Origin of the sequence: Acidovorax sp. CF316 (genome assembly GCF_000276605.1) — a bacterium.
In the GTDB taxonomy this organism is placed as follows: Bacteria; Pseudomonadota; Gammaproteobacteria; order Burkholderiales; family Burkholderiaceae_C; genus Acidovorax.
In genome coordinates, this window is sequence record NZ_AKJX01000188.1 from 29,982 (window position 1) to 39,700 (window position 9,719).

Annotated in this window: 12 protein-coding genes; 6 read left to right on the forward strand and 6 right to left on the reverse strand. The window is 65.0% G+C overall.

Features of this window, described 5'->3' with window-relative positions; genetic code table 11:
* Positions 1 to 31: 31 nt before the first annotated feature.
* Positions 32 to 1,182, reverse strand: a protein-coding gene (locus PMI14_RS23225; protein WP_085947309.1) for an IS3 family transposase whose coding sequence is annotated in 2 segments (ribosomal slippage) — positions 32 to 945 and positions 945 to 1,182 — 1,152 coding nt in all. Because the reading frame shifts where the segments join, the coding sequence is not laid out codon by codon here.
* Between the two features lie 77 nt (positions 1,183 to 1,259).
* On the opposite strand from PMI14_RS23225, the gene PMI14_RS23235 reads away from it, so the two are divergent.
* Together PMI14_RS23235 and PMI14_RS23240 are read left to right on the forward strand one after the other, a co-directional pair.
* Complete coding sequence (locus tag PMI14_RS23235) at positions 1,260 to 1,826, forward strand: SOS response-associated peptidase (protein ID WP_007857903.1); 567 nt, start codon at positions 1,260 to 1,262, stop codon at positions 1,824 to 1,826.
* Positions 1,777 to 2,136 (forward strand): hypothetical protein, encoded by a 360-nt coding sequence (locus PMI14_RS23240; RefSeq protein WP_007857905.1) that lies wholly within the window; start codon positions 1,777 to 1,779, stop codon positions 2,134 to 2,136. The genes PMI14_RS23235 and PMI14_RS23240 overlap by 50 nt, the downstream gene beginning before the upstream one ends.
* A gap of 27 nt (positions 2,137 to 2,163) precedes the next feature.
* Here PMI14_RS23240 and PMI14_RS23245 read toward each other — a convergent pair whose 3' ends face one another.
* On the reverse strand, positions 2,164 to 2,649 hold the full coding sequence (locus PMI14_RS23245; protein WP_007857907.1) for a GAF domain-containing protein: 486 nt from the start codon (positions 2,647 to 2,649) through the stop codon (positions 2,164 to 2,166).
* Between the two features lie 199 nt (positions 2,650 to 2,848).
* On the opposite strand from PMI14_RS23245, the gene PMI14_RS23250 reads away from it, so the two are divergent.
* Together PMI14_RS23250 and PMI14_RS23255 are read left to right on the forward strand one after the other, a co-directional pair.
* Complete coding sequence (locus tag PMI14_RS23250) at positions 2,849 to 3,493, forward strand: hypothetical protein (RefSeq protein WP_007857909.1); 645 nt, start codon at positions 2,849 to 2,851, stop codon at positions 3,491 to 3,493.
* A gap of 72 nt (positions 3,494 to 3,565) precedes the next feature.
* Entirely contained in the window at positions 3,566 to 4,000 is a 435-nt protein-coding gene (locus tag PMI14_RS23255) for an SHOCT domain-containing protein (RefSeq protein WP_007857910.1), read from the forward strand.
* Here the strand turns inward: PMI14_RS23255 and PMI14_RS23260 are convergent.
* Positions 3,954 to 4,931, reverse strand: coding sequence for a LysR family transcriptional regulator (locus tag PMI14_RS23260; protein ID WP_007857911.1), 978 nt, complete (start codon positions 4,929 to 4,931; stop codon positions 3,954 to 3,956). The two genes, PMI14_RS23255 and PMI14_RS23260, sit on opposite strands and share 47 nt — an antisense overlap.
* A 74-nt stretch (positions 4,932 to 5,005) precedes the next feature.
* On the opposite strand from PMI14_RS23260, the gene PMI14_RS23265 reads away from it, so the two are divergent.
* Both PMI14_RS23265 and PMI14_RS23270 read left to right on the forward strand, forming a co-directional pair.
* Positions 5,006 to 5,602, forward strand: coding sequence for a GNAT family N-acetyltransferase (locus PMI14_RS23265; RefSeq protein ID WP_007857912.1), 597 nt, complete (start codon positions 5,006 to 5,008; stop codon positions 5,600 to 5,602).
* Positions 5,602 to 6,795, forward strand: a complete 1,194-nt coding sequence (locus tag PMI14_RS23270) for an MFS transporter (protein ID WP_007857913.1) — start codon at positions 5,602 to 5,604, stop codon at positions 6,793 to 6,795. Before PMI14_RS23265 ends, PMI14_RS23270 begins: the two co-directional genes overlap by 1 nt.
* Positions 6,796 to 6,896: 101 nt before the next feature.
* Here PMI14_RS23270 and PMI14_RS23275 read toward each other — a convergent pair whose 3' ends face one another.
* The 3 genes from PMI14_RS23275 to PMI14_RS23285 all read right to left on the reverse strand — a co-directional run bounded on the left by PMI14_RS23275 (position 6,897) and on the right by PMI14_RS23285 (position 9,715).
* The gene (locus PMI14_RS23275; protein WP_007857914.1) at positions 6,897 to 7,655 is read right to left on the reverse strand and encodes a 3-hydroxyacyl-CoA dehydrogenase; all 759 of its coding nucleotides are present in this window, start codon (positions 7,653 to 7,655) and stop codon (positions 6,897 to 6,899) included.
* A gap of 101 nt (positions 7,656 to 7,756) precedes the next feature.
* The gene (locus PMI14_RS23280) at positions 7,757 to 8,809 is read right to left on the reverse strand and encodes a Fe(3+) ABC transporter substrate-binding protein (protein WP_007857915.1); all 1,053 of its coding nucleotides are present in this window, start codon (positions 8,807 to 8,809) and stop codon (positions 7,757 to 7,759) included.
* A 357-nt stretch (positions 8,810 to 9,166) separates the two neighbouring features.
* Positions 9,167 to 9,715 carry a phasin family protein gene (locus tag PMI14_RS23285; protein WP_007857916.1) on the reverse strand — a complete coding sequence of 183 codons (549 nt, stop codon included), beginning with the start codon at positions 9,713 to 9,715 and terminating at the stop codon, positions 9,167 to 9,169.
* Positions 9,716 to 9,719 lie beyond the last annotated feature (4 nt).

Genomic DNA, 9,719 nt, shown 5'->3' on the forward strand with positions numbered 1-9,719 from the left:
GTCTTTGCCGAACTGAATCGCCCCGGCTTATCTAGACACTTTTGAGCCGTTGGGAATGTCGCTGTTCGAACTCTACAGGGGATAGTCCTGCCGCCGATGAATGACGGCGCTGTGAGTTGTAGAACATTTCGATGTAGTTGAAGACGTCCGCTCTCGCATCATCACGGGTTGCATAGACCCGCCTGCGGATGCGTTCGCGCTTGAGCAGTTGGAAGAAGCTCTCGGCCACAGCGTTGTCGTGGCAGTTGCCACGCCGGCTCATGCTGCTGACCAGGTTGTGCTCGCGCAGGAAGGTCTGCCACTCGTGGCCGGTGAACTGACAGCCTTGATCGGAATGAACCATGACAGGTGTACGCGGCTGGCGGCGCCATAGCGCCATCAGCAGTGCATCGAGGACCAGGCTCGTGTCAATGCGGCTGCCCATGGACCAGCCCACTACCTGGCGTGAGAACAGATCGACCACAACCGCCAGGTACAGCCAGCCTTCGTGGGTTCGGATGTAGGTGATGTCAGTGACCCAAGACTGATTGGGCTCATCCACCTTGAACTGACGCTTCAGATGGTTTGGTGCGACCACGGCGGGCTTGCCGCCTCGCACTCCAGGCCGGCGGCCGTAGCCCGTCTGCGATCGCAGGCCTTCGATCTTGAGCAACCGCGCCACGCGATGCTTGCCGCAACGCTCGCCCAGGTCGCGCATGTCCAGCGTGAGTTTGCGGTAGCCGTAGACACCGCCACTCTCCAGCCATGCCTGCTTGAGCAAGCCCTGAAGCCTGTGGTCGTCCTTGGCCCGTGGGCTATGCGGCGCTGCCTTCCACGCGTAGTAGCCGCTGGGGTGTAGCTGCATCACATTGCACATGCGCCGCACGCTGTGTTCCTGCGCATGCTGCTTGATGAACGCGTACCTCACCCGGACTGCCTGGCAAAGTACGCGGCGGCTTTTTTTAGGATGTCACGCTCCTCGGTCACGCGCTTGAGTTCAGCCTTCAGCCGTCGCAGCTCCTCGGTCTGGGACGTCTGCATCTGTCGTTCTGGCGCAGGCACCGAATAGACCTTGATCCACTTGTACAGGCTGTGCTGGCTCACGCCGATCCGGGCGGATACATCGGCTACTCGGTGGCCTCGCTCCGTTATCTGCTTGACCGCTTCGATCTTGAACTCTTCGGGATATGGCTGCTTTGTCATGGCACCTCCTATTGGGCCTCAGGTTTGAGGCTCGAAGGTGTCTAGTTCAGCCGGGGCGATTCAGTAGCGCCAGGCCCGTGGAGCTGGTCATTGGGCAATGGGGGCTCATCCCGGCCTTCTCCGCGACATCCCACGTGGCCTACTCCACCAGCAACGCCAAGTCAGAGGAACTGCTGGGCAAGCCGAGCTACCGGCATCCCTGGTTGAGCGGTCAGAGATGCCTGATACCTGCCATGAGTTTCGATGAGCCGTGCTGGGAATCCGGGGTCAATCAGTGGTGGCGCTTCCACCGCGCAGATGGTCGGCCGTGGGCGCTGGCGGGCCTGTGGAATACCTGGACTGATCGGCTGACGGGTGAGGCCTTCGAGAGCTACACCATGCTCACGGTCAATGCGGATGACCACCCGGTGATGTGCCGCATGCACAAACCCAAGTTCCACCCGACGACCCGACGGCCGTTGATCCCCCAGGACAAGCGCAGCGTGATTTCCATCGAGGCCCGTGACGTGGGCACATGGTTGTTCGGCACGGTCCAGCAAGCGCAGCGACTGCTCAAACCACCATCGGTAGAACACCTGAAAGGAGCGCCCCACCATGACACACACCATCAGCATCTACGCACCACACCTCAACTGTTCGCCTGAGACCCTGGAGCGGGCAAAGGCAGCCGCCGTGACCATCCTGGAGCACCTTGGGGTGACCCTTGAGCAGGCCATGGACGCGAGGTTTGAAATCGAATGCTGGGACGACATGGGCTGCCCCGACGACCACAACTTCGCGGATGTGGACGGCAAGCGCTTGGAGGCTTTTCATGCGGCACACCAAGCGGCCATGCAGGTCTGTGGAGTGAACTTCGATGACGGAATGTTCGACATCGGGATAGACGAGGTAGACCTGCCGCAGCATCTGCCCGAATGGCTGCCCGCGTATGGTCCCTTCGCGCTATCGACTTGACCCGTCGATGCTTCCGCCTGCTTCGCGTCAGGTCGTGACAGCCGGGTAGGGCGGCACCAGATCGTTCATGGTCAGGTAGCTGGCCACCAGCAACATCAGCTTGGTGTCGACCTGCGCCACATCCCTGGGCACCAGGTCGTAGTGGCACAGCGTGCCCACGATGGCGCCGTTGGAGTCCATCACCGGGACGCCCACGTACGACGCCACGGCATCCTTGGCGGGGTGGGATGCCAGACGCTCGTCGAGCAGTGCGTGGGGCGTCTTGAACGGTGCACCGCTTTCGCGCACATAGCAGCAGTAGGTGGCGGTTTGTGGCACCACGCCGGATGCGATGGCGGAGGGGTCGAGGCGGTCGAAGTGCACGGCGGCAGTGGCCATGCCGTCCTGGAATCGCCAGATGCCGATGTACCGAAAATCGGTCAGGGTGAGCAGCTTGGCCAGCGCATCGCGCACGGACTTCGTTTTGGCGGTGAGGACGAAATCGGCAAAGGTGGCGCTGCTGGGCTTGGTCATGGGATCTCAACGGGGGTGGGCAATTGATTGTGCAGTACCCCGGGCGGTGCTATTGCCTCGCAAAACGGGTCGCCCATCTCCAACCCTGTAGGACAAATGCCCGAGAGCGATGGCATGGGGCGGGGCCTGGCTTTCGCTCTGCGCAAACCAGTACGATCTGCACAGGCCAGGTGGGCAGGCTATGCGCAGGAGAACATTCATGATGATCCGCAAAAGGCCTCGGTGGGGTTGGCAGGCAGCAGCACTGCGGTGGTGCATTGCCATGGCCTGTTGCGGCCTTTTGGGCATGGCCGCATCGGCTGGCGTGACCGATGGCGACCTGTTCGGCCACCGCCTGGGCGCCCGCCTCGCGACGTCGCCGAGCACCATGGGCTACTGGAGCCAGGGGCGGGCCGTCATCATTGTCGACAAGCCGGAGATTCCGCCCGAGTTCGAGAAGCTCGAGCTGCTGGCCACGCCCAAAAGCTACACCATCGGCACCATCTACGCGACCAAGAGCCTGCCGGAACGGTCGGCGGCCTTCGCCCTGGCCGGCAAGTACAGGGACCTGCTGTCCACGCTCTACGCCGAGCAGTGCGCGCGCGAAAGGGATGGCTCGGGCGGGCTCATCCTCAATATGCGCTGCGGCCAGTACCAGTTGAGCATTCAACTCTTCTCCCCAGACCGGCAGAACCCGAGCGGCCCGTACACGGTGCAGGTGGGCTTGACCATGGCCGATGAAACCCGGGTCGGCTATGACTGGCAGATGCTGCTGGACCAGGAGCGCGACGCTGCCGACAAAGAGGGGCGCCAGCAGCGGCTGGAGCAGGCGAGGAAGGACCGAAGCCTGCGCGGCTTTCCTTGAGCAGAGATGTCTGAGGACACACCTCTGCCAGTACGAGCGGCAAGAGGGTTGAAGCACCAATTCAGGAGTGATATGTCGGCTGTATATTGTTTTGAAGGGGCGGGAAGCGTTCTCGAGGTGTTCGAGGACAAAGTGAAAATAATGCCCAAAGGCTTTTTGGATAAATTGCTGCACGGCGGAGAAAGGAATATTCCGTACACCTCGATCCAGTCCATCCAGTTCAGAGAGGCCGGCGGCCTGCTTGCCGGGCGAATTCAGTTCATAGTCCCTGGGGCGAACGGGAGTGAGGACATGGCGAATGCGGTCTACTTCAGTAGTGCCGGAAACTTTGCAGCGAGAGAAATTTATGAGTTCATCGAGCAGGCTGTCGCAAAGCCCCGGAATCCAGAAGTGGCCGGCGGGCCTGCAAGCATGTCTGATGAGCTGATCAAGCTTGCAGAGCTTCGGGACAGAGGCATCCTCACGGAAGAGGAGTTTTTGATGGCGAAGAAAAAGATACTGTCTTAGCGTGTTTGTTTCGGCCAGGCTGGTAGGTGCTGCTACCGGAATTGCCTAGCGCCTTCAACGCCGCCACCGTCTCCCGCAGCCCCCGGTGCAGCCGCTTGTCCTTGCGTACCACCACGGCCAGGGTGCGGGCAAGCGGCGGTGACAGGGGGCGCACTTCCACCGCGCTGCCCTGCGTGCCATATGCCGTGCCCTGCACGGCCATGCCGGGCAGCACGGCGCAGCCCAGGCCGGCGGCGACCAGTTCCTTGATGGCCTCCACGCTGCCCAGCGACATGGCGGGCTGCAGGGCCACGCCGGCCTGGGCGAACCAGGTGTCGGCAATGCGGCGGGTCTGGCCGCCGGGTTCGAACAGCAGCACCGGGTGGCGGGCCAGGTCGGCAGCCGTCACCTTTTTGGGCAGTGCGGTGCCCTTGGGCGCGATGGCGACGAAGGCGTCCTGCAGCACGGGCGTGACGTCGAGCATGCGGCCGCTGGCGGGCAGGGTGACCAGGCCCAGGTCCAGCGTGTTGTCTTCCACGGCCTGCACGATGTCGGCGGTGTTGCCGGTGCGCACGGTGATCTCCAGGCCCGGAAAGCGCTGGCGCAGTGCGCCCAGCACCGGCGGCAGCAAGAAGATGCAGGCCGTGGCCCCTGTGCCCAGGCGCACGCGGCCTGCCGTGCCGCTGGCGTGGTGGGCCACGGCGTGCAGGGCGTCGGCCACGGCGGCGTCGATGCGGGCCACGTGCACCAGCAGCTCGGCGCCGGCGGCCGTGGGGCGCAGCACGCGGCCCACGCGCTCCACCAGCGGCGTGCCCAGGCGCTTTTCTAGTTGGCGCACCTGCAGGCTCACGGCCGGTTGGGTCAGGTCCAGCCGCTGGGCCGCGGCGGAGAAGCTGCCCAGTTCGATGGCGGTGGCAAAGCCGTGCAGCTGGTCGAGGTTGATGCGTTCCATGGCAAAGAATTTCTCATACTTTGCATAAGTTGCAAAAGCTTCTTTTATGGCCTGCGGCGCGCCACACTGGCGCCATGCATTCCTCTTTCGCGCCCACCTCCTCACTGCCTTCACCCTCTGCTGCAGCACCGCATGTGCGCGATGCGGCCGACGCCGATCTGCCCGCCATCCAGGCCATCTATGCCCACCATGTGCTCCATGGCCTGGCCTCGTTCGAGGAGGTGCCGCCCGGCGTGGACGAGCTGCGCACCCGCCATGCGGCCGTGCGTGCCGCAGGCCTGCCCTACCTGGTGGCCGAGGTTGACGGAGTGGTGGCGGGCTATGCCTACGCCACGCTGTACCGCCCGCGCTCGGCCTACCGCCACACCGTGGAGGACTCGGTCTACGTGGCCCAGGGCATGGCGGGGCGGGGCATTGGTGCGGCGCTGCTGGCTGCGCTCATCGCGCGCTGCGAGGCGGGGCCCTGGCGCCAGATGCTGGCCACCATAGGGCAGGGCGATGGCAATGCGGGCTCCATCGCGCTGCATGCGCGCATGGGCTTTACGCGCATCGGGGCCTTGCGGTCGGTGGGCTTCAAGCACGGGCAGTGGCTCGATACGGTGCTGATGCAGCGGCCCCTGGGGACGGGCGACGGCACGTTGCCCGCCGTGCAGTGGCGTCCCCTGGCGTGATGCGCCGGCTGGTGTGGTGCCTGGGCTTCTCGCAGTTCATCTGCTGGGGCATTTCGTACTACATGCTCGGCGCATTCGGCGAGGCCATGGTGCGCGACCTGGGCTGGCCGCGCACGCTGGTGCACGGCGGCTTTGCGCTGGCGCTGCTGGTGATGGGCGGCGTGTCGGGCCTGGCCGGCCGCTGGGTGGACCAGCGCGGTGGCCGCACCGTGATGGTGGCGGGCTCGCTGCTGCTTTTTACCGGCTGCCTGGGGCTTGCCGTCGGGAAGGGGGTGGCGGCTTACTACCTGGCCTGGGCCGTGGTCGGGCTGGCCATGCGGCTCACGCTGTACGACGCGGCCTTTGCCACGCTGGCCCATGTGGCCGGGCAGGGCGCGCGCCGGCCCATGGCGCAGATCACGCTGCTGGGCGGGCTGGCCTCCACGGCCTTCTGGCCGCTGGGGCATGCGCTCGCCGAGTCGCTGGGTTGGCGTGGGGCGCTGTGGGTGTATGCGGCGCTGGCGCTGCTCACGGTGCCGCTGCACCTGGCGATTCCGCGCGCTGGCGGGCCGGCGCACGCCACCCAGGTGCCGCCTGCGCCGCCCGAGCCCCTGGCCGCTGCGGGGCCGGACCGCCTGTGGGCGGCCGCGCTGTTTGCTGCGGTGACCACGCTGGTGAATTTTCTCAACGCAGGCATGTCGGCGCACATGGTGGGCCTGCTCGCGGGCCTGGGCCTGGCGCTGCCCCTGGCGGTGGGGATGGCGGCGCTGCGTGGCGTGGGCCAGTCGGGTGCGCGCCTGGCCGAGGTGCTGTTCGGCGCCCGGCTGCACCCGCTGGCGCTGGGGGCGTTTGCCGCCCTGCTGTTGCCGCTGGCCTGCCTGGCGGGCGTGTGGGCGGGGCAGGTGCTGGCCATGGCCGTGGTGTTTGCACTGGTGTACGGCGCGGGCAATGGGCTGCTCACCATCACACGGGGCACCTTGCCGCTGGTGCTGTTCGACCACCGCACCTACGGCGCTTTCGTGGGGCGGCTGGTGGCACCGGGGTTTCTGCTGTCGGCCTGTGCGCCGGTGGTCTATGCGGCGGTCATGGATGGGTATGGTGCGGCGGCAGCGCTGTGGATGTCGGTGCTGGTGGCGGCACTGGTGTTTGCGGCATCGATGGCGCTGCAGCTGCGCTTTGGGGCGCGGGCTCGGACTACGCCCCTTCACCCGTGAAACTGGCGCGGACCAAGCCAGCGCCCCCGCGCAAGGGCCGCCCCGCCGCGCTGGGGGCGTCCCCCCTCAGGGGGGATGGCGCGAAGCGACTCAGGGGGGAGTCATTTCGGTGCCAGGCGGATGGCGCCGTCCAGGCGGATCACTTCACCGTTGAGCATGTCGTTTTCGAGGATGTGCTTGACCAGCTTGGCATAGTCCTGCGGCGTGCCCAGGCGGCTGGGGAAGGGCACGCCGGCGGCCAGCGCGTCCTGCACTTCCTGGGGCATGCCGAACAGCATGGGCGTGCCGAAGATGCCGGGGGCAATGGTCATGTTGCGGATGCCGTTGCGCGCCAGGTCGCGGGCGATCGGCAGCGTCATGCCGACCACGCCGCCCTTGGATGCGGCGTACGCGGCCTGGCCGATCTGGCCGTCGTAGGCGGCCACGCTGGCGGTGGAGATCAGCACACCGCGCTCGCCGGTGGCTTCGGGTTCATTCTTGCTCATGGCCTCGGCGGCCAGGCGGATCATGTTGAAGCTGCCGATCAGGTTCACCGTGATGGTCTTGCTGAACACGGCCAGCGCGTGCGCGCCGTTCTTGCCCACGGTCTTTTCCGCGGGGGCAATGCCGGCGCAGTTCACCAGGCCGGCCAGCTTGCCCAGCGACACGGCCTTGGCCACCACGGCCTGGCCATCGGCCTCGTTGCTCACATCGCACTTCACGAAGGCGCCGCCGATGTCCTTGGCCACAGCCTCACCCTTGTCGGCCTGCATGTCGGCAATCACCACGGTGCCGCCCTGGGCGGCCAGCATGCGCGCCGTGCCTTCGCCCAGGCCCGATGCGCCGCCGGTCACGATGAAAACCTTGCCCTTGATGTCCATGTGCTGTCTCCTGAAAAATGAGTGACGTTAACGTAAACGTCAATTATGAACGCAAAAAAAGCCCGGGCAGTGCCGGGCTTTCCGTGGACTGGCGGGCCTGCTTACTGGAAGCCCACGCGGTCCAGCATCTGCTGCACCTTGGTCGTGTTGGCGCCCACGGCGCTGATCGGGATGGTTTCGCTCTTGAAAGGCGCATTGCCCGTCATGGCCTTGAGGGCCGGGTTGTCGATGTTCAGGCCCTTGGCGGCGGGCCATTCGTTGTTGCCGTTGGCAAAGTAGTTCTGCGCTTCGGCGCTGGCCAGGTATTCGAGGAACTTGATGGCGTTCTCGCGGTTCTTGGCGTTCTTGGCGACGGCGCCGCCAGCGATGTTCAGGTGCGTGCCCCAGGATTGCTGGTTGGGGAACACCACGCCGACCTTGTTGACCACGGCCACATCCTCGGGCTTGCCCGAGCGCATCATGCGTGCCAGGTAGTAGCTGTTGGTGACGGCGATGTCGCATTCACCCGATGCCACGGCCTTGATCTGGTCGGTGTCGCCACCCTTGGGGGCGCGCGCCAGGTTGCCGACCATGCCCTTGAGCCAGGCCTCGGCCTTTTGCTCGCCCATGTGCTCGGTCACGGCGCCGAACAGGCTCAGGTTGTAGGGGTGCGAGCCCGAGCGGATGCACAGCTTGCCCTTGTTCTTGGCGTCGCCGAGTTCCTCGTAGGTGTCCACGTCTTCCTTTTGCACCTTGACCTTGTTGTAGACGATCACGCGGGCGCGGGTGGACAGGCCGAACCAGGCGATGCTGCCGTCGGCCGTGGGCGTGCTGCGCAGGTTGGCGGGGATGGCGTCGGTCAGCACCTTGGACTGGATGGGCTGGAACAGGCCGTCGACCTCGCCCTTGTACAGGCGCGCAGCATCCACCAGCAGGATCACGTCGGCCGGGGAGGCCGTGCCTTCGGCCTTCAGGCGCGCCAGGATGCCGGCGTCGTCCGCGTCCACGCGGTTGATCTTGATGCCCGTGGCCTTGGTGAAGCCGGTGTACAGCGCTTCGTCCGTGGAGTAGTGGCGCGCCGAGTACAGGTTCACCACCTGCTCCTGGGCAGATACGGCGCCGGCGGCAGCGGCCAGTGCACAGGCGGTGAGCAGGGCTTTCACGGTCTTCGACATGGGATGCATCTTTCGAGGTGTAACGACCGGGCGATGATAAAACAAACGCGAATTATTCTTAATAAAACCAAGGGGGAGGGATGGATTTGATGGCCGTGCTCCAGGGGCGTGGGTCCATCCATGGCAAGCGAAATTGCAGGCCGCCTGAATGCTATCAAATGAGGAGCAACGCGGGCAAAAAAAAGCCCGGGGGTAACCGGGCTTTGAATTGGATCCAAGAAACGGGGGTTTCGAGAGGATCCAAGGAGACAACTGGGGGCCCCGAACTGCATTTTTGCGTCTCGGGGCCATGGGTTGAATTATCAGGGTAATCCCTGCGTTGCGCCTAGAGTCTGCACTCCAGACGCAATGGATGGCTTAGCGCTTGCGGGGAGCAGCGGTCTTGGCGGCGTTGGCAGCGGTGCTGGCCACGGCGTTGAAGTTGGCTTCGGCCACGTCCGACGCTTGCTTGACGGCCTTTTGCACCGATTCAAACGCGTTGTTGGCGGCAGAGACGGCGCTCTTCATCACGGCCACGGCGGTTTCGGAACCGGCGGGGGCGTTCTTGGCGGCGCTGTCGACCAGGTTGGTGAAGCTCTTTTGAGCGTCAGCAGCTTGCGATTCGAAAGCCTTGCCGAATTCGGCAGCGGTGCCCGAAGAGATGTCGTACAGGTGGCGGCTGTAGGCAGCGGTCTTTTCAGCCAGGGGCTGGAACAGGCCGGCTTGCAGGGCCAGCAGTTCTTGTGCGTCCTTCACGCCCAGGAAAGCCTGGGTGTGGGTGGAGGCTTCCGACAGGGCAGCGCGCGAAGCGGTCACGTTCAGTTCGACCAGCTTTTCGACGCCTTCGAAAGCCTTGGTGGTCAGACCAAACAGGGTTTCGATGTTGGCCTTGTGGGATGCCAGAATTTGTTCAGCGGTCAGCGACATGTCA

Bases quoted from the DNA above. Each gene is read 5' to 3' on its own strand.
- PMI14_RS23280 (WP_007857915.1), bottom strand. From the start codon at position 8,809: ATGTCGAAGACCGTGAAAGCCCTGCTCACCGCCTGTGCACTGGCCGCT.
- PMI14_RS23270 (WP_007857913.1), top strand. From the start codon at position 5,602: ATGCGCCGGCTGGTGTGGTGCCTGGGCTTCTCGCAGTTCATCTGCTGG.
- PMI14_RS23250 (WP_007857909.1), top strand. From the start codon at position 2,849: ATGATGATCCGCAAAAGGCCTCGGTGGGGTTGGCAGGCAGCAGCACTG.
- PMI14_RS23265 (WP_007857912.1), top strand. From the start codon at position 5,006: ATGCATTCCTCTTTCGCGCCCACCTCCTCACTGCCTTCACCCTCTGCT.
- PMI14_RS23240 (WP_007857905.1), top strand. From the start codon at position 1,777: ATGACACACACCATCAGCATCTACGCACCACACCTCAACTGTTCGCCT.
- PMI14_RS23275 (WP_007857914.1), bottom strand. From the start codon at position 7,655: ATGGACATCAAGGGCAAGGTTTTCATCGTGACCGGCGGCGCATCGGGC.
- PMI14_RS23260 (WP_007857911.1), bottom strand. From the start codon at position 4,931: ATGGAACGCATCAACCTCGACCAGCTGCACGGCTTTGCCACCGCCATC.
- PMI14_RS23245 (WP_007857907.1), bottom strand. From the start codon at position 2,649: ATGACCAAGCCCAGCAGCGCCACCTTTGCCGATTTCGTCCTCACCGCC.
- PMI14_RS23255 (WP_007857910.1), top strand. From the start codon at position 3,566: ATGTCGGCTGTATATTGTTTTGAAGGGGCGGGAAGCGTTCTCGAGGTG.
- PMI14_RS23285 (WP_007857916.1), bottom strand. From the start codon at position 9,715: ATGTCGCTGACCGCTGAACAAATTCTGGCATCCCACAAGGCCAACATC.